The organism is Arthrobacter sp. KNU-44, assembly GCF_051843155.1.
GTDB lineage: Bacteria > Actinomycetota > Actinomycetes > Actinomycetales > Micrococcaceae > Arthrobacter.
This window is the reverse complement of sequence record NZ_JBPXNG010000002.1, coordinates 1-26287: the sequence shown is the minus strand read 5'-3', so window position 1 is coordinate 26287 and position 26287 is coordinate 1. Positions and strand designations below refer to the sequence as shown.

General features: G+C 63.7%; 25 protein-coding genes and 3 pseudogenes. 11 read left to right on the top strand and 17 right to left on the bottom strand.

The window, feature by feature from the left end:
* Positions 1-38: 38 nt before the first annotated feature.
* Positions 39-926: a carbohydrate ABC transporter permease gene (locus ACSVHC_RS01025; RefSeq protein ID WP_437773670.1), complete on the bottom strand. Its 888-nt coding sequence runs from the start codon at positions 924-926 to the stop codon at positions 39-41.
* Positions 927-992: 66 nt separating this feature from the next.
* Positions 993-2273: an ABC transporter substrate-binding protein gene (locus ACSVHC_RS01020; RefSeq protein ID WP_437773671.1), complete on the bottom strand. Its 1281-nt coding sequence runs from the start codon at positions 2271-2273 to the stop codon at positions 993-995.
* Between the two features lie 391 nt (positions 2274-2664).
* Here ACSVHC_RS01020 and ACSVHC_RS01015 point away from each other — a divergent pair, with 391 nt between their 5' ends.
* The 3 genes from ACSVHC_RS01015 (at position 2665) to ACSVHC_RS01005 (ending at position 6905) form a co-directional block, all read left to right on the top strand.
* Positions 2665-4017 (top strand): NosD domain-containing protein, encoded by a 1353-nt coding sequence (locus tag ACSVHC_RS01015; protein ID WP_439180399.1) that lies wholly within the window; start codon positions 2665-2667, stop codon positions 4015-4017.
* 110 nt (positions 4018-4127) lie between these two features.
* Positions 4128-5018, top strand: coding sequence for an NAD-dependent epimerase/dehydratase family protein (locus ACSVHC_RS01010; RefSeq protein WP_439180398.1), 891 nt, complete (start codon positions 4128-4130; stop codon positions 5016-5018).
* Positions 5019-5828: 810 nt separating this feature from the next.
* Entirely contained in the window at positions 5829-6905 is a 1077-nt protein-coding gene (locus tag ACSVHC_RS01005; protein WP_437774010.1) for a methyltransferase, read from the top strand.
* Positions 6906-7318: 413 nt separating this feature from the next.
* Here ACSVHC_RS01005 and ACSVHC_RS01000 read toward each other — a convergent pair whose 3' ends face one another.
* The 8 genes from ACSVHC_RS01000 to ACSVHC_RS00965 form a co-directional block, all read right to left on the bottom strand.
* Positions 7319-7672, bottom strand: a complete 354-nt coding sequence (locus tag ACSVHC_RS01000) for a TraR/DksA family transcriptional regulator (protein ID WP_437773674.1) — start codon at positions 7670-7672, stop codon at positions 7319-7321.
* A gap of 217 nt (positions 7673-7889) precedes the next feature.
* Positions 7890-8948, bottom strand: coding sequence for an LLM class flavin-dependent oxidoreductase (locus ACSVHC_RS00995; RefSeq protein ID WP_437773675.1), 1059 nt, complete (start codon positions 8946-8948; stop codon positions 7890-7892).
* Positions 8949-9235: 287 nt separating this feature from the next.
* Complete coding sequence (locus ACSVHC_RS00990; protein WP_437773676.1) at positions 9236-9694, bottom strand: DUF6036 family nucleotidyltransferase; 459 nt, start codon at positions 9692-9694, stop codon at positions 9236-9238.
* Entirely contained in the window at positions 9691-10311 is a 621-nt protein-coding gene (locus tag ACSVHC_RS00985; RefSeq protein ID WP_439180397.1) for a helix-turn-helix domain-containing protein, read from the bottom strand. The genes ACSVHC_RS00990 and ACSVHC_RS00985 overlap by 4 nt, the downstream gene beginning before the upstream one ends.
* A gap of 245 nt (positions 10312-10556) precedes the next feature.
* Entirely contained in the window at positions 10557-10940 is a 384-nt protein-coding gene (locus ACSVHC_RS00980; protein ID WP_437773678.1) for a hypothetical protein, read from the bottom strand.
* Between the two features lie 22 nt (positions 10941-10962).
* Complete coding sequence (locus ACSVHC_RS00975; RefSeq protein WP_437773775.1) at positions 10963-11337, bottom strand: hypothetical protein; 375 nt, start codon at positions 11335-11337, stop codon at positions 10963-10965.
* 34 nt (positions 11338-11371) lie between these two features.
* Complete coding sequence (locus ACSVHC_RS00970) at positions 11372-11827, bottom strand: J domain-containing protein (protein WP_439180395.1); 456 nt, start codon at positions 11825-11827, stop codon at positions 11372-11374.
* 213 nt (positions 11828-12040) lie between these two features.
* Entirely contained in the window at positions 12041-12466 is a 426-nt protein-coding gene (locus ACSVHC_RS00965; protein WP_437773681.1) for an Hsp20/alpha crystallin family protein, read from the bottom strand.
* Positions 12467-12599: 133 nt separating this feature from the next.
* Between ACSVHC_RS00965 and ACSVHC_RS00960 the strand changes: the two genes are divergently transcribed.
* A complete protein-coding gene (locus ACSVHC_RS00960) occupies positions 12600-12911 on the top strand; it encodes a MerR family transcriptional regulator (protein ID WP_437773682.1) in 312 nt (103 codons plus the stop codon).
* 472 nt (positions 12912-13383) lie between these two features.
* Here ACSVHC_RS00960 and ACSVHC_RS00955 read toward each other — a convergent pair whose 3' ends face one another.
* Complete coding sequence (locus ACSVHC_RS00955) at positions 13384-13923, bottom strand: TspO/MBR family protein (RefSeq protein WP_437773683.1); 540 nt, start codon at positions 13921-13923, stop codon at positions 13384-13386.
* Between the two features lie 804 nt (positions 13924-14727).
* Between ACSVHC_RS00955 and ACSVHC_RS00950 the strand changes: the two genes are divergently transcribed.
* The 7 genes and pseudogenes from ACSVHC_RS00950 (at position 14728) to ACSVHC_RS00920 (ending at position 19218) form a co-directional block, all read left to right on the top strand.
* Positions 14728-15447, top strand: a complete 720-nt coding sequence (locus tag ACSVHC_RS00950) for a DUF4397 domain-containing protein (RefSeq protein ID WP_437773684.1) — start codon at positions 14728-14730, stop codon at positions 15445-15447.
* A 182-nt stretch (positions 15448-15629) separates the two neighbouring features.
* Complete coding sequence (locus ACSVHC_RS00945; RefSeq protein WP_437773685.1) at positions 15630-16202, top strand: RNA polymerase sigma factor; 573 nt, start codon at positions 15630-15632, stop codon at positions 16200-16202.
* On the top strand, positions 16189-17022 hold the full coding sequence (locus tag ACSVHC_RS00940) for an anti-sigma factor (protein ID WP_437773686.1): 834 nt from the start codon (positions 16189-16191) through the stop codon (positions 17020-17022). Before ACSVHC_RS00945 ends, ACSVHC_RS00940 begins: the two co-directional genes overlap by 14 nt.
* A 311-nt stretch (positions 17023-17333) precedes the next feature.
* Positions 17334-17478 (top strand): annotated as a pseudogene (locus ACSVHC_RS00935) (transposase); the annotation flags it as partial.
* A gap of 93 nt (positions 17479-17571) precedes the next feature.
* The gene (locus ACSVHC_RS00930; protein WP_439180394.1) at positions 17572-18072 is read left to right on the top strand and encodes a MarR family winged helix-turn-helix transcriptional regulator; all 501 of its coding nucleotides are present in this window, start codon (positions 17572-17574) and stop codon (positions 18070-18072) included.
* 241 nt (positions 18073-18313) lie between these two features.
* Positions 18314-18898 (top strand): SOUL family heme-binding protein, encoded by a 585-nt coding sequence (locus ACSVHC_RS00925; protein WP_437773687.1) that lies wholly within the window; start codon positions 18314-18316, stop codon positions 18896-18898.
* Between the two features lie 104 nt (positions 18899-19002).
* A complete protein-coding gene (locus tag ACSVHC_RS00920; RefSeq protein WP_437773688.1) occupies positions 19003-19218 on the top strand; it encodes a hypothetical protein in 216 nt (71 codons plus the stop codon).
* A 551-nt stretch (positions 19219-19769) separates the two neighbouring features.
* Here the strand turns inward: ACSVHC_RS00920 and ACSVHC_RS00915 are convergent.
* The 6 genes and pseudogenes from ACSVHC_RS00915 to ACSVHC_RS00890 all read right to left on the bottom strand — a co-directional run.
* On the bottom strand, positions 19770-21290 hold the full coding sequence (locus tag ACSVHC_RS00915; protein ID WP_437773689.1) for a GH1 family beta-glucosidase: 1521 nt from the start codon (positions 21288-21290) through the stop codon (positions 19770-19772).
* Between the two features lie 269 nt (positions 21291-21559).
* Positions 21560-22018 (bottom strand): annotated as a pseudogene (locus ACSVHC_RS00910) (transposase); the annotation flags it as partial.
* Between the two features lie 109 nt (positions 22019-22127).
* Positions 22128-23117: a tyrosine-type recombinase/integrase gene (locus ACSVHC_RS00905; protein ID WP_439180392.1), complete on the bottom strand. Its 990-nt coding sequence runs from the start codon at positions 23115-23117 to the stop codon at positions 22128-22130.
* Positions 23114-24055 (bottom strand): tyrosine-type recombinase/integrase, encoded by a 942-nt coding sequence (locus tag ACSVHC_RS00900; protein ID WP_439180391.1) that lies wholly within the window; start codon positions 24053-24055, stop codon positions 23114-23116. Before ACSVHC_RS00900 ends, ACSVHC_RS00905 begins: the two co-directional genes overlap by 4 nt.
* Positions 24052-25272, bottom strand: a complete 1221-nt coding sequence (locus ACSVHC_RS00895; protein WP_439180390.1) for a tyrosine-type recombinase/integrase — start codon at positions 25270-25272, stop codon at positions 24052-24054. Before ACSVHC_RS00895 ends, ACSVHC_RS00900 begins: the two co-directional genes overlap by 4 nt.
* A 131-nt stretch (positions 25273-25403) precedes the next feature.
* A pseudogene (locus ACSVHC_RS00890) lies at positions 25404-26201 on the bottom strand (IS256 family transposase); the annotation flags it as partial.
* Between the last annotated feature and the right edge of the window lie 86 nt (positions 26202-26287).

Genomic DNA, 26287 nt, shown 5'->3' with positions numbered 1-26287 from the left:
CAGCATGCCGCCGTCGTCGGGGGTCTGGACCGAGCTCATCAGGTGTCCTTTCCTGGCCGCCAGATGGTGGTTACGGCGACGAAGGCGATGGTGAGCATGGCCAACAGGTAGATGGTGCCCATGGCGCTTGCCAGGCCTGGGTCGCCGAAGCGGATCATCGTCCGGTAGATGAGCAGGCTCATGGTTTCGGAGGCGGATTGTGGTCCGCCGTTGGTCTGGATGAGGATGGTGTCAAAAGCCCGTGCTGCGTCGATGCCGCGGACCACCAGCGCCACGGCGATGACCGGCCGGAGCAGCGGAAGAATGATCCGGAAAAGCAGCGACGGCGCACGGGCGCCGTCGAGCCTGGCCGCCTCGATGAGGTCTCCCGGGATGTTCTGCAGGCCCGCGAACAGCACAAGGCACATGAACGACGTCGTGAGCCAGATGTCCGGGACGGCGACCGAGAACAGGACGATGTCCGGGTTCGACAGCCAGCCGATCTGGTTTGGATCCTTCAGGATGCCGGCCTGGCTCAGCAGGGTGCCGAGCAAACCGAAGTTATCGATCATGAGGAACTTCCACAGCAGGCCGGCCACGATCGGGGCAATCATGAGTGGATACAGGAACATGGTCCGCCAGACCTGGGATTTCCGGCCCAAGGTCGTGAACAGCAGGGCCATGCCCAGGCCCAGGGTGAACTCGAGGGTCACCACCATCAGGGTGTAAGCGAGGGTCCGCCATCCTGCACCGATGAAGGCCTCCGAGGTGAAGGCCCGGACGTAGTTGTCCAGGCCCACGAAGTCACGGGGGCCCCCGACGATCGGGGAAATTTTGAAGAAGCTGTCCGTGACCAACCGGAACAATGGGTAGGCAACAAAGACTGCGAGGAACAACGCCGCCGGGGTCATCAGGTAAAGGGCGAAGCGGCGATCTGGGATGCGCACGGGATTCTCTTCCGCTGGTTGGGGCCGCGGCCGGCAACGCCATGGGCTGCTGCCGGCCGCGGAGTCTTACTTAAGGAGGGCCTGGATCTTGGACTTGGCGTCCGCCAGCAAAGTCGTGCTGTCTCCGCCGGCAACGGCCTTCTGAAGCATCGGAACCAGTACGGTGTCGACGATCTGCTGCCACTTTGCTGTTGCCGGACGGGTTGCCGTCGCGGGAGCGTTGAGTGTTTCGATCAGCGGTTTGAAGCTCTCGTAGCCGGGCTGGTCCTGGTACTTCTGGAAGGCGGAGACCCGTGCTGCTAGGCCAAGGCTTGACTGGATGGCCAGGTCATTGTGGTCGAAGGCGCATTTGACGAACTTCTTCGCGGCGTCCGTGTTCTTGGTGGCCTTGGGTACCGAGAGGTACCAGGGGCCGGGAACACCGGCAACACCGGCGGACCCGCCGATCATCGGGGCCGTTCCGACCTTGCCGTAGACCGGGGAGTCCTTGGGGATCTGCCGGTACGCATGGGCCCAGAACTGGGTCATGGCTGTTTTGCCCTGGTTGAAGAGGTTCTGGGCGGCCGCCCAGTCGACCTGGGCCGCGCCGGCCGGGGCGTCCTTGACAAGGCTGGTGTAGAAATCCAACGCTTGTTTGTGGGCCGCATTGTCGATCACGACGTTGTTGTTGCTGTCCATGACCATCGGCGATCCGGCCTGGAGCACGTGGGCAAGGTACTCGGTTTCAACGCCGCCCTTGACGTCCGTGCCATACATGCCGTCCTTGGTGAAGAAGGCGGAGATGTCCTGGTACTGCTGCCAGGTCTTCGGCGCGGCGAGGTCGTAACCGTACTTGGCCTTGAAATCGGCCTTGTTCTTGGCGTCCTCAAAGAGGTCCTTGCGGTAGAGGACTATCTCGGCGTTGGTCCACGCCGGCATTCCAATGAAATGGCCATCGACGTTGGCTTCCTTGACCAGTGAAGGGAAGATGTCCTTCTTTGCCTCGTCCGTGAAGAGCTCATCGATGGGCTGCAGGGCGTCCTTGAAACTGGGCAGCCACACGGAGTCAAGAGCCGCAACATCGAAGGAGACAGTGCCGGAGGAGAATTCGCTGGAGAGACGGTTGAAGAGGCCATCGTATGGGAGTTCGACGAAGTTGACGTTGACCCCGGTGTCCTTCTTGCACTGGTCGGCGATGGGCTGCAGTTCTGCATGGCCGCCTGCCTCCACGAGGACGTTGATGGAACTGCCGGCGGCGCCCCCGGACGTCGCCGGGCCCCCTGCGCCGCATGCGGTCGCGGCCAGGATTACCGCGGTTGAAAGGCTGCCGAGGGCGGCAAGCCTGGAGATTGTTTTTCGAGAGGACATCGCTGTCGACTCCCTTTCTCGGGAACGGAATACGAAGACGGGATAGGATGAAAAACCGTTTTGCCAAAACGACTTGGCAACAGATTACGCGCAGGGCGCGGAGGGTGTCAAGGGTCACAAATCATTGGTAGACGCCGTCGGATGTGCCAAAAACTTCTGCCTGAATTTTGGCGTTGACAGCCGTCATCCCGTACTCCTAGTGTCATCTCTGGTGAGCCTAAACGGTTTGGCACATCAGTTGTGACATTAGTCCACGTGGGACATTAGCCGTTTCCCGGGAACAAAAGCGTGATGCCGCCGAGGCGGATGACAAGGACAGTCAAGCTTGGGCGGCCGACCCGGCAGCGCCCGATTCTGAACAGCAGCAGTCTTATCTCACAGAGGAGAACCCGTGGTAACTGGCAACAATCTAGAAAAAGCGAATCCAAGCCGCCGCCGGCTGATCGGCGCGGGAGCCGCCGGAACGCTTGCGGCTGCCTTGACCCTTGGAGCAACGCAGAATGCTAATGCGGCCGACGGCCAGCAAGGCGCACCCCTCAATTCGCCCAACACGTACGACGTAACCACCTGGAGGATCAAGGCGCACCCGGACGTCACCGCGCAGTCCGACCTCGGGGCGGTCATCAACGACATCATCGCCGACATCAAGCAGCGGCAGTCGTCCCCGGACGCGCGTCCCGGAGCCGCGATCATCATCCCTCCGGGCGACTACGACCTGCACACCCAGGTCGTCGTCGATGTGAGCTACCTGACCATCGCCGGCTTCGGGCATGGCTTCTTCTCCCGAAGCATCCTCGACAACTCGAACCCGACGGGATGGCAGAACCTCCAGCCCGGAGCCAGCCACATCCGCGTCCTGACCTCTCCGAGCGCGCCCCAGGCATTCCTCGTCAAGCGGGCGGGGGATCCGCGTCTTTCAGGAATCGTATTCCGGGACTTCTGCCTCGACGGAGTCGGTTTCACCCCCGACAAGAACAGCTACCACAACGGCAAGACCGGAATCGAAGTCGCCTCCGATAACGACTCCTTCCACATCACCGGCATGGGATTCGTCTACCTCGAACATGCCCTGATCGTGCGCGGCGCGGACGCGCTCCGCGTCAACGACAACATGATCGCCGAATGCGGCAACTGCGTCGAGCTCACCGGGGCCGGGCAGGCGACAATTGTCAGAGGCAATCACATGGGCGCCGGTCCTGACGGGGTCACGCTTCTGGCGGAGAACCACGAGGGCCTCCTCGTCACGGGCAACAATCTCTTCCCCCGGGGCCGCAGCCTCATCGAATTCACAGGCTGCAACCGGTGCTCGGTCACTTCGAACAGGCTCCAGGGCTTCTACCCGGGCATGCTCCGCCTGCTGAACGGCTGCAAGGAAAACCTGATCACGGCGAACCACATCCGCCGGACCAACGAGGGGTACCCGCCGTTCATCGGCCGCGGCAACGGCCTCGACGACCTTTACGGCGTCGTCCACGTCGCGGGAGACAACAACCTCATCTCGGACAACCTCTTCGCCTACAACGTCCCGCCCGGCAACATCGCCCCCGCCGGCGCCCAACCGACCCAGATCCTGATCGCCGGCGGGGACGCCAACGTCGTCGCGCTCAACCACGTGGTCAGCGACGTCGCTTCCCAGCACGTCGTTCTCGACGCATCGACCACCCACTCGAAAGTGCTCGACAGCGGGACAGCCTCCCAGATCACCTCCTACAGCCCGGACACGGCAATACGTCCGACCCCCTGACAGACCAACGCGCCAGGAGCGCGTCCCGAGGCCGGGTCTCCGTCCTCGGGGCGCGCTCCCACGCATTGATCTGCTCCTCCAACGTGTCCCGACTTCCGGAAAGGAGCATCATGATTCACGGAAACCACGCCTCTACTGCACCAACTGGTACGCGCGTCGTTATGACCGGTGCCGGCGGGAACATGGGCCGTGGCCTCGCCCCACGACTCCTAGCCGCTGGATACCAGTTGACCCTGTCCGACCGTAAACCCGTCGACGGCCTCGATGCCGAAGCACGTTTCGCTGCCGCGGACGTCCAGACAGGAGAGGGTCTCCAGGCCGTGATGGTCGACGCTGACATTCTCGTGCACCTGCCGGCCCTGCACGGCATCCACGTCGTCGATCACATTGAAAGGGAATTCTGGGACCTCAATGTAAATGGCACATTCCGCACCCTGCAAGCAGCCATCGACGCCGGTGTCCGGAAAGTGGTCTGGCTCTCCTCGCAGGCTTGGCATGAGCCGAACGACGTCTACGGATTCACGAAAGTCATCGGCGAGCAGCTTCTGGACTATCACCGCGTGCGCCACGGCATCTCATATGTTGCCGTCCGTCCTGCTTCGCTGGTCCCCTGGACAGACTGGGCCCGTGACTATGGTCGCGGCCTGCTCTACGAACGCGTAGATCGCAATGACGTGCTCGACGCAATCGTGTCGTCGGTGGACTATGTGGCATCAAACGACAACGGTCTGGTGTTGGATGCCCTCCATCCGGACGCAGTCCCAGCCGCAGACCTGGCCGAGTGGAAACTTGACCCAATTGGCACCGCAGACCGCCTTTTCCCCGGGGCCCGGGCCATAGTCCAACGGTTCGGCCTGGACATCTCAGCACCCCCCGTAAAGCCAAGCAAGCTCGGCTGGACCGAGACAGGCTACGCACCGAGCCGTGACTTCGGAACGTGGATCGATCAGGTCACCGGACTCAGCGACGATCAGGTGAAAGCACGAACCAGCAACTACTAAACGTCATCAAGACGAGGGTGGTACACCGACACACTAGCCTTGCAGGGCAAGGCTAGTGCACCCTTGCGCCCAGCGCGAGAAGGAGCATCGGCGCAGTACACGCCATTCGGACCCTCGGGCCTCACCATCAGCCGCATCACGATAGGCGGCGCTAGGTGCGGTGGGAGGGGTCCCAAGCTGATTGTCGGAATGCCCGATTAACAGTCGGCGGGGGAGTTCACAGGACAGAATCGGGGTGTGTGCAACATACACACTTTGTCCGTCGGACTGGCCCTCGGGCACAGTGTTTCCGCAGGTCAGAGGGGGTTTTCGCTTTAACGTGTGTACAAAGCTTGTGTTGGCGTCCCTCTGGCGATAAGTTCGCGGGCTGTGGCCTGGCCGCCGCTGCCGCTCCAACGCCGAGACGGGACCTCATGCGGGAGGCGTTCCCGATATTCCGGCAGCGGAGGCTGTACTCAGGACTGAGCCCTGTAACGAGCGTGAGATCTGCCCGGTAAGCCAAATAGTAGACGGGCGGCGGCCACGGCACACCTGTATCCTGACAATGCAGGTTGAATGGTTCCAGCGGCCATCAACCAAGCTCGGTTCGCGGCCGGATGACGGTCCGGAAACTTGGGCCGTAGCCATCCACGTTGTCGAATCACCGCCGCAATCGTCAGCCTCCGATCGGCCTCCGGACTCTTGGAATGGATCTTTATCACTACCGACAAGCCAGCTCCCGTGGGAATCCCGACGCCGGCCCTCAAACCCGAGCGCAGAGCTACGGTGGTTGAGCGTGCCCTTGTGACATGGGCCGAGGCTGGTGAGAGCATGACCGCGCCATGGCGTTCGGCGAACGGCAGGCCGGCGTCGACGCGCGTTGAAGTGGTCTCCGACTCTCTCACGGCCGATGATGCGAACCGGATGGCGTCACAGGGGATCGCGATGCTCTGGCACGGTGACTTCCACAACGCACGGCAGATCCTCAACGCCATGGACCGACGGATAGGCGCCGGAAAGAAAGAGATCGCATCAACTCCGGCCGACAAGTTCTATCGGCACCGCCAGTCCCGCTCGCACCGCGCACGCATTCTCGGCCTTCTACTGATTCCTCTTGATCCGGGCCCGGTGGTGCCGCTGCGCCGCGCACCGGACATTCGGCAGGCCGCCGCTGAAGCGTACGGTGATATCGGCGAATCTTCCATTGTGTCCCTGCATGAGCTTGTCGGGGCCATTGGCGCCCACGAGTGGCGGCGTAATGGCGTCTACGTCGATGCCCTGCAGGGCCGCATCCACCCGCACTATGGCACGTTCTTCCCCACCCGGAGCGAGTATGTGGATCTCGTGGCCGCCGCTGCGCTGCCCTCTGACACGCTGGCGTTCGACGTCGGAACCGGCACGGGTGTACTCGCTGCCGTCCTCGCGCGCCGTGGCGTCCACCGCGTGGTGGCCACGGACAATGAACCGCGTGCAATCGCCTGCGCCGCCGAGAATTTCCGGAACCTCGGTGTCGAGGACCGTGCTGAGGCCGTCCTGACCGACATGTTCCCGCCGGGGCGGGCACCCCTCATCGTGTGCAACCCGCCTTGGATTCCGGCCACGCCGCACTCCACCCTGGACAACGCCGTCTACGACCCCGGGAGCAGGATGCTGTTCCGCTTCCTGGACGGACTCTCCGACCATCTGGAGCCGGGCGGTGAGGCCTGGCTTGTTCTCTCCGACCTGGCCGAACACCTTGGCCTACGGACGCGTGACGATCTGCTGACCGCCATCACGGCGGCTGGGCTGAAGGTGGTGGAACGGCTCGATACCAAGCCAACGCATCCGAAGGCATCGGACCGTGACGATCCCCTGTTCGAGGAGCGCACGGCCGAGGTGACGTCGCTGTGGCGGCTTGTTCGCCGATAGTCCGGTGCGATAGGGCGTAACCCTCGGGGACCTCGACCGCAACCATCGGCTGCGCCTCTTTGCCTCCGGCATCAAGCGGCTGGCCTGTTCCTGAGGGCCCTCCCCGACAGCCGAAGCCGCGTAGTCAACACGATGGCCATGCGGGCCGCCGTTGTCCGCCGTGATCGCCTCGCGAACCATTCCCGCACCTTCTGTACCAGCCACCCCCGGTACCCGTGGCTCGTCTCCCCGAACCGATGCTGCCATCGTAGAAAGCTGGGTCGAGGAAGGGAGGTCTGGAGAGTGCCGAGGTCGCTGCGGTGATTGCCTTCCCGGCTTTACCGGCGTCGTCGACGGCGGGATGCTTCAGATGGGTCCTCACGCCGGATCGTACGTCGTTGGCAGCGAGTGGCCGGAGGGGTATTCGCCGTGGCTTAGCTCTGACCGGATGCGTGCTCTATGCAATATGGAGTCCAAGGCCTCGCCTCCAGGCGACCCTCCGCGATGGGCTTGCCGCACACGGCGCACAATCCGTAACTCCCGTTGGCAATCCGCAGCAAAGCGGCCTCGATCTGCTCTAGGCCCGCCCGGCTCTGCTCCATGAGTGCGGAAGCCTGGGAAAGTTCGAAGGCGATCGTGCTCCCTTCCGGATCGTGTTCGTCGTCGACGTTCGCGTCCTGCCTGGCTTCGTTTACCGAAGTGATGTCCCCAAGCAGGGCTTTCAAGAGCGCAACCTTGCGGTCACGTTCCTCCTCAAGGAGTACTCGGAACCGGTTCGCATCGACCATGGGATGAAAGGCTACCGCACAGTTGAGCTCCCAGGCTGGTTGTCGTAGTTCGGGTCCGTAGTGCAAAATCCGGCGCGGGGTGTCGGTGTTTGGGATCCGGTGTCGGGAGCCAGGCCGCGAGCTCGTGGGACCGCTCTGACAACTGGGAGTACCGCGACTCGGCAGCGCACAGGCGCCAGGGAATGCCCAACGTGTGGTCGATTGTAGACCGTGACGCCTACTGCGGGTCGCGCCGGACTTCAGCTGGCGTCCATCCCAGGGCTGGACCGAGTTTGCTGGCGATGTCGGTGAGGATCTGGATGTAATCCTCGTGGTCGAAGCTGAAGGGCAGCGCAAACGCCACCTCGTCGACTTCCTGAAATCCCGCGTGTGCGTATAGCTGCTCGGCGATCTCGTCGCTGGTACCGATGAGGTCCGCCGCGAACAGCATGCCCCTTCCCCCCTGCGGCGCCCGTGTGCGGGGAGTGCGTTCATCAACATACCGCTGGTATTTCTCCCGCTGACCCGGCGAAGCCGAATCAGTTGGGATCACCACCAGGCCCTGCGACACACGGGCCTGTCCGTGCGCCTGGGCTGACGTTTCAGCGGCTTCACGGAAGGCACGAATCTGCGCCTGTTGGATTCGGGCAAAGTCCGGTTCCTGATCCGCTTCCGGAAAGATGACGCTGCTGGAGAGCAGATTGAAGCCGTTTGCCCCGGCCCAGACGGCCGACTTCCTGCTGGCCGCCCCATACCAAAGGCGATCCCGGAGCCCGGCAGAGTGCGGCTCGACGCGGTTGGAGAATTCCTCGACTACACCCTGCCTGCCGGAAAAGTCCCGCACCCTTTCCCCCGCGATCAGACGGGCAAATCGGTTCAGGCGCCCGTAGCTGAAATCCTCTAACTCGGAGGAATCCGGGTACAGCTCGTGCTTCACTGTGTCGTAGTGCATCGGTTCACCCACGCTCAGCCCCGGATTGATGCGTCCCCCGGCGAGCAGATCCACGGTGGCCAGGTCTTCGGCAAGGCGCAAGGGGTTTTCCCAGCCCAGCGGGGTTACGGCGGTTCCAAGCTCGATCCGTGAGGTGCGCTGGCTGGCGGCGGCCATCATCGCGACGGGGGAGGAGATTCCGAACTGCAGATGACGGTGCCGCAGCCAAGCGCTGTCGAATCCGAGGCCTTCGCCAAGTTCGATGATCTGCAGAGTGGATTCGTGGCCCGAGGCGGGATCCGCCGGATCGAACAGGCCGATAGTGAGGAATCCAAGTTTGCGTAATGGACGTGAGGTTTCGGGCATGGCTTCCTTCAGGATCGGATAGAGCTGGTCTCAGAATATGCGCCGGGACCTGCAGGTTCTTCCGACAATGGCGGGAGGTTACCCCTCGTGTCGGCTGAGGTGAGATCATGCTGGCCGAGAAGGTCTCAGTACAGTCCCTCTGTACGGGTTGTGTGACGGCTGTCTTCTTGGCAGTAAGGGTTTCCGCCCCCGAAGCGGGCTCGGGCGACTGCTCGTCTCGATGTCGGAGATGGTGATCCAAACGCGGGGCCGGGTTGAGGCGGTTTCTGGAGGGCTGGTCTGGGAGATTATTCGTTCGGTTCGAGGGTAGCGGCTGCGTCGTCGGCGTTGGTGATGTTGAGCCTACGGAGGAGCCGGGCGATGTCGAGGGCGTCCTTGTCGCGCTCGGCGGCGATTTTCATCGCCAGGAGCGTTTCGGTGTCCGCGGCCTGGATCGTCAGCCCGTCGAGTTGTTCCAGGGTCACCCAGGTGGCGTTGTCCGGGACGAACGCTGCCGCGGTGGAGTTCAGCCAATCCGGCGCAAGATCGTAGTCCTCGGCCATCTCGGTGACGACCGTGTTGACCGTGGCGGGGTCGGCGTAGCTGGCGTCGATGTCGGCGGTGGGGCGGTTGCTGATTCCTTGGAGGATGAGCGCAGCACCTCCGACGAGTTTGACGTCGCCGCGGACACCTCGGGCCTGCAGGCGTCGGCCGAGTTCGTGGAGGAGAGCGCGGATTTGATTAGCGGTGAGTTCCCCGCCGCTCATGCGGTGGCTAGGCTGCGTTCGCGGATGAAGACGTTCAGGGCGGCGAGTTCGGCTGGGGTTTCGGACATGGTGAGTTTCTTCATGGGTTCCCTGACGTTCCGGTATGACTCGGCCGGCATCCACGCTTGGTTGAGGGCTTTGACGCGCTTGGTCCAGGACGGGGCGGGTTGCCCGAGCCGGTGTGCGGTGTAGTTGGTGATCCCGGCCAGGGCCGCGGACCAGTGCGGGTCCTTGAGCCGGGGGCTGCGCTGGAGCAGTGGCTTTCCGGCGTTGAGGGAGGCTGTGGCGTAGTCGGCGAGCATCTTGATGGCGAATTCGAAGTCCCGTGAGCCGATCAGCTGGGCGAACGTTTCGGCGTAGTCCCGCCGTGCCGGGTCGTAGTCGCTACCGCGGGGGATGGCGTCCGCGGCGGTCAGGGACAATCCAAGGGTGCGGAGGACGGCCATGGTCTTGCCGAGTTCGGCCCGTTCGTGGCCGGCCTCGAGGTCAACAAGGAACTTCCGTGAAACACCACTCGCCTGTGCAAGCGACTGTTGTGAAAGGCCGCGTTCCTGTCGCCGGGCGCGGATGATCGCTCCGGCCGCCGCGGGCGTGTCAATGCTTGCCGTGTTCGTCAAACGTCTTCCTTCACGATTTCATTATGTCACCGAATGGTGACAGCAGTGACCTGTCGAACTTGTCTGTCAGCAAACTAAATTGCTTGATGCGTTGATATCAACGGGCATCGATATGAACCGGACTCTTCCAGAAGACAGCATCCGTCGGGCGGGTCAGTCAGCGGATGAGGCGCACGCCTCCATACCGGACAGTGTCCGGCGAGGGCCCGAGTTGGACCCTCATCGTCACGGACTCGGTCATGATGTCAGCCGGAGCGGTGTGGAAATCCATTAACAGCCAGAAATAGCTTAGGTCCGTTATCGCGGCCGGCCAGACCGTGAATTCCTTCTCCGCCAGGGGGGTCCGCCGGGGTTTGGGCGCTGCTGTTGAGGATGTGGTCCACGGCGGCTGGTCCTGTCGTGCGCAGGCCGTGGAAGACTCTCTTTTTGCTCTTCCCGTTGTTTTCCGTGCGAAGGCCGGCGAGGCGCAGGGCGGTGCGGAAGGCGTGGTCGTGGAGGGGGATTTTGCGGTTCAGGGAGCACGAGCTGACGTAGAGCCCGTAGAGCGCGTCGGCGTTGATCCCTGACTCGCTTGGGTCATCGTGAACAATGCATTCCTGGAGGAACTGGCTGATCTGTGGAGGGGTCATGGTGTGCTCCGGGGAACGGTTTTCAGGGTTGGGTTCCGTAGATGAATTCCTTGGCGTGTGCGACGGCTTTTCGGAAGGCGTCGTTGCGGAGGGTGGCTTGCCCGGGGTTTTTGGGGTCGGTTTCGAGGTAGTTTGTGTAGCCGGGCCGCAGGATCCAGATGTCGCCGGCCGGGGGTAGGTAGAACACGGCGAAGGAGCGGTGCTGGGGGTCTTCGGTCCAGATGGGGACGACCGCGACTGCGGCGCCGGTGTCCGGGTTGATCCATTGGGCCCGGGGGGTGGGTTGTTCGTGGGTTTCGGGGTCCAGGAACGGGGCTGTTCCTTTGCCCCACCGTTTTTCGAAGCGTTCGTAGAACGCGGGCATCAGTTGGTTGTCGTAGGGTCGCCAGGCACTCATGGGGGCTCCTTGGGCTGGTGTGGTTTTCCGGCTCTTATCGCCTGATCTGCAGGATGAGCGTGTAGCGGGTTGGCGGATATGACGGTTGCCGGAGCGGCGTTCCCGGGGACCGTCGGGCGGGCGGCTCCCAGATGACCGGTCCGATCAGCAGCGCCGTGGCGGGAGGCAACTGCCTTGGGATCCGAACGGGGCCGGGGCGTTGCGGCGTGGCGTTCGCGGCTGGACGCGGGTGCTCCCGGTCGTAGGCGGCCCGCTTTTCCGGGTTGCCGAGGATGGCGTAGGCGGCCATGATGTCCCGGAGCTCCTGCAGCTCTTTTTGGGTCTTCGTCTCCGGTTCCGTCGGGCCGGGGCCGGTGGGGTGTTCGCGGGCCGCCCGGGTGTCGGGGTGCCGGCTGCGGATGAGCGTGCGGTAGGCGCGGGTCACCTCGCGTGCCGTGGCGGTGGGGGCGATCTGCAGGGTCTCGTAAAGGTCGGGGCCGTTGTTCCTCATGGTTGGCGGTGGTGTGTGTTTTGGATGCGGGGTGTTTCCGTGGGCGGGGATGGTCCCCGGCCTGTTCGGCCGGGGACCATCGTTGCGGGAGTCATCCTCGGGGCCTCATCCATCCGTGCGCTGGCTGCGCTGTGGCGTGGTCTGTGAACTCGACCGCCCTCTTTGCATGGTGGGCCGCTGTGGTGCTCCCGGTCCGGGAGGGTGCGCCGGCGGTCAGGCGTTGATTTCCTGGCGCTGTTTTCCGGTGGTTTCGATTTCGATGCGGCGCGGTTTTGCTTTTTCCGCGACCGGGATGCGCAGGGTCAGGACGCCGGCGTCGTAGTTTGCTTTGACGCCTTCGGTGTCCAGCGCGTCGCCGAGGATGAGCTGGCGGCTGAAGATGCCGCGGGGCCGTTCGGAGGCGATCAGTTCCGTGTCCTCGCCGACGGGGTCCGGGCGTTCGGCCTTGACGGTCAGGACGTTGCGTTCGACGTCGATGTCCACCGAGTCCACGTTGACTCCGGGCAGATCGAAGGCGACCACGAAGTCCTCGCCTTCCCGCCAGGCGTCCATGGGCATGGCCGCCGGCCGGGCTGTGGTGCCGAGTACCTGTTCGGCGAGCCGGTCGAGTTCACGGAAGGGGTCCGTTCGCATCAGCATGGTGTGTCACTCCTTGCAGATCGCAGTTTTTTGTTGTCAATCCAGCTGATCTATGGTGGCTGGTATATATTTCTTATAGCACTGCATATGGGTCAGGGCAAGCCTGATTTTCGAAGGATTTTGGAGGTGCCCGATGGGGCAGGCCGGGGACCGGGGGAGGGGCGTGTATGCGATTTCCGTTGCGGCCGCACTGGTGGGAACGGGTCAGCAGAACCTGCGCCTCTACGAACGCAAGGGCCTGCTGGAACCGGGCAGGACCCTGGGCGGGACCCGCCAGTACAGCGAGAACGACCTTGTGACCTTGCGGCGGATCGGGGAGCTTCTGGAATCGGGCTTGAACCTGGCCGGCATCCGGATGGTCCTGGTCCTGGAGGCCGACAACCGGCGCCTCGAGGCGGAACTCAAGTCCGCAAACGCCGCGCCGGACCGGGCCCGGCCGGAATAAGGCGGAACCGATCGCCGTCAGCTATTGAACTCTCGATGGGCGATGCTTCCTCGGCCTGCCGGTCCCGGCTCCCCGGCCCGTCATTAGTTTCTTGAGCACAGGTTCGTCCTTGCTCTGATTCAGATGGGCCGGGTGCGGTGACTGATCTGTTTGATGGTCTGCTTCGATCTAGGCGGTCAAGCCGGCGATCGAGTTATGGACGAGTGCGCACAGGCCGAAGAGGGCATGGACCTGCTAGTCCCGTGATTTTGCGGCGGAGGTGACCCCGACATACACAAGCCGGCGTTCGGAAGCGTCGGACGCATCTTGAAAGGGAGTCGCGACGATGTAGCCTTCCGTCACTCCGAATTGGGACCCGAATCTCGGGATGCTCGGCATAACCTGTGGGTACCGTTGTCGCCGTCCGGATGGGCTCTGCTTCTTCTTGCCAAGGCAACCCGTCCAGACTCGTACTTGGCCGGTCCGGGGTTCGTTAGTTGTTGGCTGCGGCATAGAGGTTCAGGCTGGCGGAAAACACGATCCAGGAAATATAAGGCAGCATGAGCAGTCCTGCTGTTGTGTTAATGGGACCGAAGAGGATGACGGTGGCTGTCGCGGCCAGGGCCAGTGCGGCGATCAGGAGTAGGGCCAGCCATAGTGCGGTGTCGCCCCATGCGGGGTACATGCCGAAAAAGGTGGGTGCCCACGCCAGATTGAGCGCCATTTGGATACCGTACGCGGTCATGGCTGCGCGGGTCTTGGCCGATCGTCGGCGCCAGACCAGCCACGAAGCTACGGCCATCGCCGTGTACAGCACCGCCCAGACCGAGCCGAAAACCCAGCCCGGGGGCGTCCAGGGCGCTTTGTTGGCCGCTGCGTACCAGCCGGAGGCATTCCCAAGGATGGCCACGGACCCCAGGAAAGACACCGTGTAGGAGAGAACCAGAAATCCCAAAAGTGCCGTGATTTGGCGCCCGAGTCCCGTTCTGGCCGTCGCTATGGGCCCGCTCGTCTGTTGGAGTTCAGCCGACACTTGGTCCACCTTGTTCGATCGAGGGTTGGACTTACAGTCTGGCAGGCTGCCGGCTTAACGGGGTGGTCCCATGTCTCATCGTCGGGTTCGCCGTTTCGGCTGTGGTTCCTCCGCCTCCTCGCGGGGCACCCCGGAGCGCGTTCGGCAGGCGGCTCGAATTCGCGGCGAGCTTGTGAAAAAACGTGCCATATCCGGGCACCAAGGTTTTGCCGGGCATCGTAGGGGCCTGTATTTGCCGGGTTGGATGTGGTCGGCGCGGCCAAGTGTCGATTCCCTCGAAGACGACAGGGCCGAACACGCCCACCGCGGCTGGGAACGGTTCCTGTGGCTGATCTAGGCGACCGGGTTATTCGTCACGATGCTGCTGATCTGGTACACGACCACCCGCTGACAATCTGCGCTCACGCAGAAGAAACCGATGAAGGCGGTCTGCATCCAGACCCTGCGTTCCTTTCCCCGGGTTAGTTGACTGTCATCCGAACGATTGGCTCTACTTCCTGCGATCGTCAGTGACTCCACGGAGGGGACGAAACAGGCTCATCAGACCGGCCCCAACAACCCACGATCTCACCACCAAGAATCCAGCGCGTCCTGACCTCCTCGTCCTCCCCGCCGCGCGGAATGCAGGCCCGCGCGCGCGCTGGTTACCCGAGAAGGTTTGGTTAGCTCGTGGAAGCGAACGGCCGGCGTCCACGGCAAGCCGAAGAAACTTCCGTAAGGGTGCATCCGGGGATGGTCTTCGGCCGGTAGTAAGGGTGTAAGCAAAACCACCGCCCCCACTCGGGCCCCTTTGAGGAGTTGGAAATGCGCAAGAAAATCTTTGCAGCCGCCGGAGCAATGACGCTGCTGGCATCGCTGGCCTTGGCCGTCCCGGCCCAGGCCAGCACGTGGCATCACCACGACGACGGGACAGCAAAATTGTCCGTCCTTCACGGCGTCCCTGGCCTTACGGTGGACGTCTGGGTCGACGGCAAGCGGGCCCTGGACAACTTCAAGCCGGGCATGCTGGCGGGCCCGTTGACCGTCCCCGACGGCGACCACAAGATTGCTATTACCGGCGCCGACGCCACGAGCGCCGATAACCCTGTGATCGGCCCCGTGACGGTCGACCTGGAAGCAGGCCGGGACTACACGGCGGTCGCGCATCTGGCCGCTGACGGCACCCCGACGGCCACGCTCTTCACCAATGACACCTCGGCCAGCCCTGATGGAAAGGGCAAGCTGACCGTCAGGCACGTCGCTGCGGCGCCCGCCGTCGATGTCCTGGCCGGCGGGACCGCTGTCATCAAGGGACTGACCAACCCGCATCAAAAGGCTCTGACCCTTAATGCCGGGACCGTCTCCGCTTCGGTCGCCGCCGCCGGAACCACCGCCCCGCTGATCGGTCCCGCCGATGTCAAGGTCGCGGAGGGGAAGAACACGATCGTCTACGCCTGGGGAAGCCTCGCCGAGAACAACCTCGGAGTTGCCGTGCAGGTGGTGGACTCCTCATCGCGCGGACGCGACAACAACCACGAGGAGTAGACGTCCGGAGCGCCCGCTGCCATCCCGTTCCCACTGCCGGTTGGGGCCCGTCGACCACGGCCCCAACCGGCATGTGTTCCGTGGCATCCCGGGCGGCGGGCGCCGTTCGGCTATGGCGGAGCCACGATGGTCGGGGCATAATGTGCTTCAACAGGACCCGTTGCCGTTCAAAGGAACACCCGATGGAGGCTGCCGCAACGCATGATTGGGACGCCGGTCTCGATCACGCGTTTGCCGGTGGCGACGAACGCATCCTCGCGGAGGCGTACCGCCGGTTTGGTCCGTTGGTTTACACGCTGGCGCTGCGAACCTTGGGAGAGCGTGCCGCGGCCGACGACGTCACCCAGGAGGTCTTCATCCGGGCTTGGAAATCACGGACCAGTTATCGCCCCGAGGCGGCACGACTGCCCGCTTGGCTGATCGGCATCGCCCGCAATGCCATCTCCGATGCCTTGTCTGCTCGCTCCCGCCAGCGCCATCTCGAACAAGCAGCGATTCTCCTGGTTGTTGACCCCGTCCCCGGCCCCGATGCCGGGGACGTCGAAGAAGTCGCCGACCGCCTGACCCTTGAGGAAGAACTGGAACATCTAGGGGATCCGCAGCAGGAAATAATGCGGCTGGCATTTTACGAAGACCTGACCCACGACCAGATCTCTTCGCGCCTGAATCTTCCGCTCGGTACCGTCAAAAGCCACATCCGGCGCAGCCTCACCCGGTTGCGCACCCGGCTGGAGGTGGAACATGGAACACCTTGACGCCGAGCTTCTCAGTCTGATTGCCCTCGGGGAGCCCCTGGCCACAGACTCCGACGCAGACCACCTCGCAAGCTGTCCCACATGCAGCGAAACCCTCCGGGGCCTGCAGCACGCCGTTCACATCGCCACCCTCGATCCGGCGGGCATCGACCTGGAGGAACCAGGCAGCCAGAACTGGACCGCCATCCATCAAGCCCTCGGCCTCTCACCGAGCCTCGCGGCAGATCCCCTGAGCCGCCAGGCCGGCCGGGACCCGTCCCCGGCCATCGGGCCGGCCACGCCCGACGCGCCATCGAAACACGGCAACGGATCTGAGGGGGCACCGGTTCCGCTACGGTCCAAAGACCGCCGTGCCCGTCCCGGGCTCTGGATTGCCGTGGCCGCCGGCATCGTCCTCGGCACGGCTGCCGGGTGGGCCGCCGCCGGAGCCCTCCGGGACACCGGAATCCCGGCCCCCGTGTCCACCGAGTCGGCTCCTGCAACCGTCATCCTGGCCCAAACAACCCTGTCCCCGCTGCCCGCGCACACCGGTAGCGGAGACGCACGCGTGGAGCAACTCCCCGATGGGACCCGCCGGCTCGTGGTCAGGCTCTCCAACGACCACATCGCGGGATTCCGTGGAGTTTGGGTCGGCTCTGCCGACTTGTCCAAAATGGTCAGCCTGGGCGTCCTCGCCAATGACTCCGGCAGCTTCGCCATCCCGGCAGGGATTGATCTGGCCCAGTACCCCATTGTCGATGTCTCCGACCAGCTGTACAACGGAGATCCGGCCCACTCCGCCGACAGCATCGCCCGCGGAAAGCTCAAGCCGAAAAGCTGACCCCTACGGCCCCGTCCTGGCGCAGCGAGAAGATTCCGGGGAGGGCAATCTCCTATGCTTTATGGTCAAGCGGCTTGGGAGTCTTTGCATGATCGAGGGTTCCGTTTTTGAGCATGGCCAAGAGAACGATTCAGCGGCGCCGGGCCACACAGATGACGGCGGCGTTGTGCTTCTTGCCTTGGGGGTGTTTCCGGTCGTAGTGGGCCTTGGACGATGGTCGCGGCATGAGCCTATCTAGGTAGATCTGAGGAGTGCCTTCTTGAGTTGTTTGCTTCCCGAGCCATCCGCGATATCCAGCACCATGAGGAGTCCACCATCAGGAGTCCACGATCAGGACCGAACTCTCACACGAGACCCTCTCCAAAATCACCGACGACGTGCTCGATGAACTTACAGCTCTGGAAGCGCCGGTCCCTTGAGCCGATCCTCTATCTGGACGCGATCGTGGTACCGATCTTCAGCTGGCGCGTCGTTGGACTTCCGGACAAGCCGTCGTCCGCAGATACTCCGGTGACCCCACATAGGAAGCAGGCTTACTATTCTCGGGGTATGCCGGACTTAAATGACTGGACAACTCCACGGCTGCTCTCCACTGCCGCGCGATTGGTCGAGCATGCCTGGAATGAGGAGCTTGCCGTCCTGGGCCTGACCCATGCGGGGGTCATAGCGCTGGAAGTTCTCGATGCGGAAGGGTCCATGGTGCAGGCCCGGCTTTCAGCCAAAGTCCGGGTGCAGGCGCAAACCATGGGACAGACACTTTCGAGGCTCGAGGCGCACGGGCACATTACCCGGGAACGAAGTCGCGTGGACGGGCGCTCGCAGCGGGTGGCTGTTTCCGAGTTGGGCAAAACGGCCCTTGCCCAGGCTCGGACGCTTGCCCGGAATCTGGCTCCCGGCGTCGATATCGGTGTGGAGGAACTGCGCGACATGCTGATAGCCGTTATCCGCCGACTCGGGTCTGCCCGCTGGGGCGGAGAGATGCCGGAGGCCGGAGCAACAGCAAAAAAATCAAGAATCTGCCCGAGCAGGGCTAATGCGCCAGCGCTATGAATAGCCGGCAAGCCGCGGGGCGCCTTCGGTACTGCGAAGCGGTCCCCGCCACGGGGCCTCACCGATTCTTCGACCGGCACCGGCAACCTTCGTCTGCCTCTTTTGGCCTCGATTGGATAAAGAGAACGCCGTGGAGTTCGAGCGCGAATTCGAGACCCGGGAGGCTGGCGGCTACCTACCAATCTTCACCATCCTCAGGAACCTCATGGCCTGGGCAACGCCGCGGGAGTAGCGTGATGCCATGACGGCGCAGCAGCCTTACCAGATTGTGCGAAGCTACGACGATTTTGAGGTTCGAAGGTATCCCGAACACCTACTGGCCGAGGTCCTTGTCGAAGGCACTTTTGAAGACTCCGGCAACCGTGCGTTCCGCTACCTGTTTGCCTATATCAGCGGAGAGAACCGCTCCAAACAGAAAGTGGCGATGACTGCGCCGGTGGTTCAGGACTCAGCTCCAGAAAAGATCGCGATGACTGCCCCGGTCGTGCGGCAGGGAATCGAAAGGCAGCCGGGTGAGACAGGAGAGCCAAAATTCCGGGTTGCTTTTGTTCTGCCGGAAGGTTTCACTATCGAGAACGCACCCGTCCCCACCGACCCGAACGTGCACTTGCGGACAGTTCCCCAGAGCCTTGCAGCGGCAATCCGTTACAGCGGGCGCTGGAGCGCGGTGAGCTATCAGCGGCATCTTGAGAAGCTGAACAGTGCTTTGCGGGCGGCTGGGCTCACCCCTGCCGGGACTCCGCGGTCCGCGCGGTTTGATCCACCGTTCAAGCCATGGTTCATGCGACGCAACGAGATAGTGATTGACCTGGAGACCCCTAGCTGAGTCGGTCAGGGGAATATGGCTCTTCGTTCAGGGCCTTGGCGCCGCGTAATTAGGCGCCTCGTAATTAGGTGCCCGTTTGATGTCAATGCGATGTGGAGCACTCCTTGATCGACGTAAAATGCAGCTATGGCATCCAGGCTGGCGCCCTACTTGAGCTACGCCGACGCCTCTGGCTCATGGTGCTCCTGGTGTGGATCAGCAGTTACAGGCACGACTTCGGCGCCGACGAGGGCTGCGATCTGTATTGGGCCGTGGCCGCGGGCGACATCGATTTGCCGCGCAGCGCCGTCCTGATCGAGAAACACCTGATTCGACGGTAGGTCCGGTGGGTGGGATTCCAAGCTGATTGTGGGAAATTGCAAGCGGTTGGCGGGGAGTCTGGAGGGCGAGATTTGGGGTATGTACAACACACAACACCTTGGCCTTTGGACTGAGCCATACATCGGCCGGATTGGGCCGAACCGGCTATGTTTCCGGGAGTTCCCAGTGTTTTCGGGTCCCTGAATGCGGTTTCGAATCACACCTCTGGCACAATGTTGTCGCAGCTCAGGGGCCTTTGGCCCTCTGACCGTGCACAAATCAGGTTTTTGTGTGTTCCTTCGGGGGTCTTTTGTCGGGTCCTCTGCCTTGCCTTCTGTGGGTGGGGGATGGTCCGTGGTCTAGTTTCTTCTTCATGGTGGGGTGGGGACCGGACTGCATGACTTGGGTATGTCAGTCTGATGGGGCCCCCGTTCGGCCTTCTACCGCCGGTGGTGGTGCAACGGCGGCCATTCGTGGGCGCCTTCTCGGAATCTTTCGTTGTCGAGTCGTCTGGTGTTCCACGGGAACCGGGAGGCATTGTCCTGATCGATTGGAAGGACCGGATCGGAAGTCAGTTGTCGGCGGCGTGTTTGGTGCCCTGTCCCGGATCCGTGTCCTTGGTGGTGTGGGCGCGCGCCGGGGCCGCTGAGTTTCGTTCGTCAATGAGTTCCTGAAGCCAGAAGTAGGACGCCTTGGGCGTCCGTGCCAGGGTCTGGAAGTCCACGTGGATCAGGCCGAACGGTTGACTGTAGCCGGCGGACCATTCGAAGTTGTCCATCAGTGACCACACGTAATAGCCGCGCAGGTCTATTACCTCGGCTGGTCCGCCGGGTGCCGTGGCCTTCAGTGCGGCCTCGAGGTGGTCGGATAGGTACTTCAGCCGCCGCTCGTCCGGGATGAAGGTGGTGTTCGTGCGCGTGTCCCGGACGATGATGTCCTCGAAACTGGCACCGCCCTCGGTGAGGATGACGGGGGGGAGGTTGGGGTACCGTTCGGCCATCTCCCTCAGGGTCACGCCCAAGTAATCGGGCTTCACTGGCCACCCATAGGCGGTGATGTCCGCTTCCGGCCACGCTTCAAGGTGGAATGGAGTGCTGCCACCAGAGGTGGCGCTCAAGTCGTCTCCCATGGCCTCCGCCATGTTGGCCGGCACGGTGCCGTCGCCGGCGCCCGCGGCGACTTTGGTAGGCATGTAGTAGTTGAGCCCGTAGAAGTCCAGCGGCTGGGAGATGATCTTCATGTCCTCGTCGGGGTGGTCGAAGGAGCCAAAGAACTTGGCGGCGCGGATCAGGTCCGGGTACTTGCCTGTGAGCACTGGGTCCGCGTACAGGCGGTTCTGCGCGATGTCCATGAAAGCGGCGCTCAGCTTGTCCAGGGGATTGATGGAGTTAGGAACCATGGGCGAATAGACGTTGGTCATTCCGATCTCCCCGGGAACGCCGGCGGCCCGCAATGCCTGGACAGCGAGGCCGTGGCCCAGCAACTGGTGGTGGACGGTGGGCAGCGCCCCGAGCAGTAGGGATTCCCCGGGCGAGTGTAGCCCCAGGGTGTAACCATTCGTGGTGACCGTGGCAGGCTCGTTGATGGTCACCCATCGGGCCACTCTGTCCCCAAAGGCTGCGGCGGCGATGGCGGCGAACTCGCCGAGTCGGTAGGCGGTGTCCCTGTTGAGCCAGCCGCCGGCGTCATCCAGGGGCAAGGGCGTGTCCCAGTGGTAGAGGGTGACCATCGGGGAAATCCCGTTCGCGAGCAGTTCGTCCAGGAGACGGTCGTAGAAGTCCAGTCCGGCCCGGTTCACTGGACCGCTGCCACCGGGCTGGACGCGCGGCCAGGATAGGGAGAAGCGGTACGAATCCACGCCCAGCTGCTTCATCAGCGCAACATCCTCGGGCATCCGATGGTAATGGTCGCACGCAACCGCGGGGCTGTCACCGTCCACGACCGCCCCGGGGCGGGCCGAGAAAACATCCCACCCTGCCGGACCACGGCCATCCTCGTTCAGCGCGCCTTCGATCTGGAAGGCCGCCGTGGCCACACCGAGTGTGAAGTCTGCCGGAATGAGCCTGGCCAGGCCCTTGGCTGTGATATGCATTGATTCAGCCCCTCGTCACAGAGGTAACGATGCCACCGGATCCTTGACCCACGCAACGTACGGACCATATTTTCCCATGGTTCCCTGAGTTACCGACGGGTATGCCGATTCGGATGCGGACCGCGCCGAACACGACCGCCTCTACGATCTCGCGCGCACAGCGAATACCTCGGGCCGGAAACGCCCCGCTAGCGCTGCGGGATCAGCCCGGTCCCGGCTGTAAACACGGGACTGTCCGATAAACGGTGTGTGGGTCCGGCCGGTTTTCATTAGTGAATGGTTCTTTCGAACCGGCCGGCGAAGGTAATCGCGAACGCGTTCAGCGCAGGCTTCCACCTCATGACCCAGCGTGCCCGACCTCCGCCGGTGGGATCAAGGGACCTGGTGACCAGATACAGGCATTTCAGGGCGGCGGCCTCGTTTGGAAAGTGCCCGCGGGCCCTCACGGCCCTCCGGTAGCGGGCGTTGATCGACTCGATCGCGTTTGTTGTGCAGATCACCCGCCTGATCTCCACGTCGTACTCCAGGAACGGCACGAATTCCGCCCAGGAGGACTCCCAGAGCCGCACGATGGCCGGGTATCGCTGGCCCCACTCGGCCGTGAACTCGGCGAACCGGTCCTTCGCCGCTTGCTCGGACGGGGCCGTGTAGACCGGCTTGAGCGCCTTGACGATCCCGTCGCGGTGCTGGCGGCCGGCGTAGCGGAAGCTGTTGCGGATCAGGTGCACGTTATGCCGACGTCGGCATAACGTGCATTATGCCGACCTTCGGATTATGCCGATGTGGTCGCGGGATCCTTTGCGGGACAGGGGTCTGACGCTGGCGAGGTCGGCATAATCAGAGCCCTTCGAGCCAGGCGATGAGGCTGTCGGGCGGCTGGTATCGGCCGGCCCGGCCGGTGGGTGGTTTGGTTCTGGCCAGGGCCTTCTCCTTGAGTTCGAGGTCTGCGTGTAGGTAGATCTGCGTGGTGTCGACGCTCTCGTGACCGAGCCATAGCGCGATCACGCTGGTGTCGACGCCGGCGTGCAGGAGCCGCATGGCACAGGTGTGCCGGAGCACGTGTGCTGTGATCGTTTTGCCCTGCAGTGATGGGCAGGCGGCGGCCGCTGTGCTGGCGTAGTGGGCGATTCGGTGCTCGATTGCATCGTGGCTGAGCTTCGCGCCGCGGAGGGTCGTGAACAGGGGGTTGTTGGGGTCGCCGTGCTGTTCGTTGATCCAGCCGCGGAGGACGGTGATGGTGCCGCTGGTCAGCGGGGTGATCCGGTCTTTGCGCCCTTTGCCGTGGCAAGCGACGTGCGCGCCGGTGCCAAGGTGCACGTCAGCGCGGGTGAGCCCGGTGATTTCGGAGATCCGTAGCCCGGTCTGAACGGCGAGCAGCAGCAGCGCGTGGTCGCGTCTGCCGGTCCGGGTGGTTCGGTCGCAGGCGGCGAGAAGCGCATTGATCTCGGCCTCTTTCAGGTAGGTGATCAGGGCCCGGTCGAAGCGTTTTGGCGGGATTGCCAGCACCCGGGCGATGCTGGCGGCGTGCTCGGGGTGGGCCATTGCGGCGAACCGGAACAAGGAGTGGATCGCGGCCAGGCGGGCGTTGCGGGTGCGGATGCTGTTGCCCCGGTCGTGTTCGAGGTGATCGAGGAAGCCGGCGATCAACGGTGCGTCGAGATCGGATAGATCCAGTGCTGACGGCGTGAGCCTTGTCTGTGCCGAGGCGTATCCGAGCAGCAGCCGCAGGCTGTCGCGGTAGGCGGCAACTGTGTGTGCGCTGGCGTTCCGCTGCCGGATAAGGCGGTCGGTGAAGAACGCTTCCAAGGTCGGGGCGAGGGCGCTCATGACCGGCCTGCTGACTGGTCGGCGAGGTATGCGTCGAGGCGTTGCCCGGCGAAGGCCATGAGCTCGGGCGATGCGGATAGATACCAGTAGGTGCTGGCCGGATGGACGTGGCCCATCCAGGTGGACAGCAGCGTCAGGCGGGTCTGCCCGTCCTGGCCTGCTGCATAGGCGTCGAGCATCGACCGCACGGCGAAGGAATGCCGAAGGTCGTGGATGCGGGGCCGGCATGACCCGGATCGCGGTCGCAGACCGGCGAGACGGGACAACTGCTTGAACGTGTGGTGGACATTGCAGTAGATCAGTCTGGTTCCCGCCGTGGATACGAGCAGAGCCGACGTCCCGGTCGACGGGGCAAGCCGATCACGCAGCTGCTGGTAGCCGCGCAGCTCGTCTGCTGTCGTTGGGTGCAGCACCAGCGCTCTGGTCTTACCGAACTTCCCAAACCGCACCAGGAGCCGCCGTTGCGTGAGGTCCAGGTCATCTTGGTTCAATGCGATCGCCTCGCCGACGCGGATGCCGGTCACGGCAAGCAAACCGATCAGCGTCGAGAACGTGGCCCGCCGCAATGGGGTGCGTAGCGTGGCCGTCGCGGCGATCAGCCCTGCGATCTCGGCGTCGGAATACAAGTACGGGCTCGCGCGGTGCGGCCGCTGCGGCAGCATGTCCGGGGCTGGGACCTGATGCACCGGATCGAGGGTGCGCAGGTAGGTGGCGAAGCCACGAACCACCGACAACCGATAGGCGTGCCAGTTAGAGTCTGCGTTGGCAGGCAGCCGCGACCAGTCCAGCGCCGCCTCGGTCGTGACGACATCCGCGCCGGCCTGCTCGAGATGATCGAGGAACTGGCGGAGCAGCTTCTCCGGCCGGGCCAACCGGTAACCCAGCGCACGGCGCAGCCCCAGGTAGTCAGCCAATTGCTCATTCAGAAGCCGGCTCATGACAGACCACTGGCCGGGTCGACGGGCCAGGGCCGGACCAGCACGGCCAGAGCCGCGTGGTCGACCTTGGCATAGATCGCCGTGGACATCGCTGACCGGTGCCGAAGGACCTGCCCGACTTCGGTCAGCGGGGCGCCGCTGCGCAGCATCGCGGTGGCAGCGGTATGGCGCAGCCGGTGGGCGTGCATTCTGGGGAGCCCTGCGCGTTGCGCGCCGTCGAACACGATCATGGTCACGCCTCCGGTGGTCAATGGCCGGTGCGGGGCGTGAACACGAACGAAGACGTTGCGTCCCTCGGCGTCGGCAGGTCTGCCCCGGCGAAGGTAAGCCGCGATCGCCGCGCCGATCTCATCGGGCAGTGGCAATCGTTCGGACCGGTTGCCTTTCCCCACTATCACCACCTCACCGCGGCGCCAATCGATATCGTCCAACCCGAGAGCTGCGACCTCGCCAGCGCGCAGGCCCATCCGCGCCAGCAGCAGCATCACTGCGAAATCGCGCCGACCGACCGTGGTGCGCCGATCGCAGCCGGACAGCAAACGCCGCAGTTCGTCAGGCTCGAGTCCTTTCGGCAAGGCTGACAGCCGCCAACCCGCCACCGACGGCACCGCTGTGGCCAGCGACATGGGCACCTGGCCGGTGACATGCAACCAGCCCAGCAGCGACCGCAACGAGCACACGATCAACTTCGCCGACCCGACAGCCCGTCCGGGACAAGCAGTCCGCACGAACCCGGTGACGTCAGCTGCGGTCAGGCCGGCAAGGTCGAGCACCTCACCGCGCAGGCGACCCGCGACGAAAGGCCGCACGCAGTCGACGTAGCCGCGAACCGTGCCCTCGGTAAGACCCCGCTCACGGAGCAGCCAGCCGCGGAAGTCGGCCAACAACTCCTCCACCGGCCCCAACGGAACCTCACGCGGGACAGGCAGCACTCCAAGCGGAACCAGGTAGTCCAGCAGCGGCTGCAACGCCTTGACCGACCGATATTCTCGATAGCCAGCTCCACGTCTCTCGGCCAGGTAACGGTCAAGCACCACCCCATTCAGATCGCCTAGACCGACGCCCGCACCCTGCATCCAACGGTCCAGATGCGCGACGAAACAGACCTGCTGCTCGGCCGAGGCCCGCGAATACCCTTGTCGAAGCAATTGCCCGGCGAACCCTTCGACGTGCGGCTCCAAGGGTCCCCGCACGAACGACCGCAATACCTTGACCATGACGTTCTCCTCTCCACGACGGAAAGGCAAGCATGGATCAGCGCACTGGATTATGCCGACCTTGCCAGGGTCGGGCCCTTGTCCCGCAAAGGATCCCGCGACCACATCGGCATAATCCGAAGGTCGGCATAATGGACAATGCACTGCTGCACGACCGTCCGCTCCCACGTGGTCGTGATCGCCTCCGGCAGGCCCTTGAGCCCATCACAGACAGCGATCAACACATCTTCGACGCCCCGGTTCTTCAGCTCGGTAAAGACCTGCAGCCAGAACCGGGCACCCTCGCCGCCGTCGCCGGCCCAGATCCCCAGGATCTCCCGCTCCCCGTTCACGGTGACGCCCATGACGACATAGAACGCGGTGTTGCGCACCTGCCCGTCACGGACCTTGACCACGACCGCGTCGACGAAGAGCACCGGATAGATCCGGTCCAAAGGCCGGGACGACCATTCGGCCAGTTCCCCGGCGACTTTCTCCGTGATGCGGCTGACGGTGTCTTTGGAGACCTTGGCCCCGTAGACCTCCTCGAAGTGCGCGGCGATCTCCCCGGTAGTCAGCCCCCGGGCGGAGAGCGAGAGCACGATCTGGTCGATCCCGTCCAGGCGCCGTTTCCGCTTGGGCACGATCACCGGCTCGAACGAGCCGTCCCGATCCCGGGGCACCTCGATCTCGACCGGGCCGATCTCGGTCAGCACGGTCTTGGGCCGGGTGCCGTTGCGCATGTTGGCTGCGATCGGCGTCTGGCCGTGCTCGTGCCCGAGGTGCTCGGTAAGTTCCGCTTCCAGAGCGGTTTCCAGCACGTTCCTGGTGAGCTGGTTCAGCAGCCCGCCCGGGCCCACCAGGCTCACGCCCTGTTCCTTGGCCTGCGCGAGCAGCCGCTCCGCAAGCTCCTTCTGATCGATGATCTCTCCCGTCACAGGATCGATCATCACCCCTGTCATCTCGGTCGTGGATTCAGACACGGCCGTCTCCTTTCGGATCAGGCCGGAGCCACACACCGTTATTCAGACAGTCC

Excerpts from the sequence above, each read along its gene's own strand:
- ACSVHC_RS01020 (WP_437773671.1), bottom strand. The coding sequence starts at position 2,273 with ATGTCCTCTCGAAAAACAATCTCCAGGCTTGCCGCCCTCGGCAGCCTT.
- ACSVHC_RS01010 (WP_439180398.1), top strand. The coding sequence starts at position 4,128 with ATGATTCACGGAAACCACGCCTCTACTGCACCAACTGGTACGCGCGTC.
- ACSVHC_RS01005 (WP_437774010.1), top strand. The coding sequence starts at position 5,829 with ATGACCGCGCCATGGCGTTCGGCGAACGGCAGGCCGGCGTCGACGCGC.
- ACSVHC_RS01000 (WP_437773674.1), bottom strand. The coding sequence starts at position 7,672 with ATGGTCGATGCGAACCGGTTCCGAGTACTCCTTGAGGAGGAACGTGAC.
- ACSVHC_RS00995 (WP_437773675.1), bottom strand. The coding sequence starts at position 8,948 with ATGCCCGAAACCTCACGTCCATTACGCAAACTTGGATTCCTCACTATC.
- ACSVHC_RS00990 (WP_437773676.1), bottom strand. The coding sequence starts at position 9,694 with ATGAGCGGCGGGGAACTCACCGCTAATCAAATCCGCGCTCTCCTCCAC.
- ACSVHC_RS00980 (WP_437773678.1), bottom strand. The coding sequence starts at position 10,940 with ATGACCCCTCCACAGATCAGCCAGTTCCTCCAGGAATGCATTGTTCAC.
- ACSVHC_RS00975 (WP_437773775.1), bottom strand. The coding sequence starts at position 11,337 with ATGAGTGCCTGGCGACCCTACGACAACCAACTGATGCCCGCGTTCTAC.
- ACSVHC_RS00970 (WP_439180395.1), bottom strand. The coding sequence starts at position 11,827 with ATGAGGAACAACGGCCCCGACCTTTACGAGACCCTGCAGATCGCCCCC.
- ACSVHC_RS00965 (WP_437773681.1), bottom strand. The coding sequence starts at position 12,466 with ATGCTGATGCGAACGGACCCCTTCCGTGAACTCGACCGGCTCGCCGAA.
- ACSVHC_RS00960 (WP_437773682.1), top strand. The coding sequence starts at position 12,600 with ATGGGGCAGGCCGGGGACCGGGGGAGGGGCGTGTATGCGATTTCCGTT.
- ACSVHC_RS00950 (WP_437773684.1), top strand. The coding sequence starts at position 14,728 with ATGCGCAAGAAAATCTTTGCAGCCGCCGGAGCAATGACGCTGCTGGCA.
- ACSVHC_RS00945 (WP_437773685.1), top strand. The coding sequence starts at position 15,630 with ATGGAGGCTGCCGCAACGCATGATTGGGACGCCGGTCTCGATCACGCG.
- ACSVHC_RS00940 (WP_437773686.1), top strand. The coding sequence starts at position 16,189 with ATGGAACACCTTGACGCCGAGCTTCTCAGTCTGATTGCCCTCGGGGAG.
- ACSVHC_RS00930 (WP_439180394.1), top strand. The coding sequence starts at position 17,572 with ATGCCGGACTTAAATGACTGGACAACTCCACGGCTGCTCTCCACTGCC.
- ACSVHC_RS00925 (WP_437773687.1), top strand. The coding sequence starts at position 18,314 with ATGACGGCGCAGCAGCCTTACCAGATTGTGCGAAGCTACGACGATTTT.
- ACSVHC_RS00915 (WP_437773689.1), bottom strand. The coding sequence starts at position 21,290 with ATGCATATCACAGCCAAGGGCCTGGCCAGGCTCATTCCGGCAGACTTC.
- ACSVHC_RS00905 (WP_439180392.1), bottom strand. The coding sequence starts at position 23,117 with ATGAGCGCCCTCGCCCCGACCTTGGAAGCGTTCTTCACCGACCGCCTT.
- ACSVHC_RS00900 (WP_439180391.1), bottom strand. The coding sequence starts at position 24,055 with ATGAGCCGGCTTCTGAATGAGCAATTGGCTGACTACCTGGGGCTGCGC.
- ACSVHC_RS00895 (WP_439180390.1), bottom strand. The coding sequence starts at position 25,272 with ATGGTCAAGGTATTGCGGTCGTTCGTGCGGGGACCCTTGGAGCCGCAC.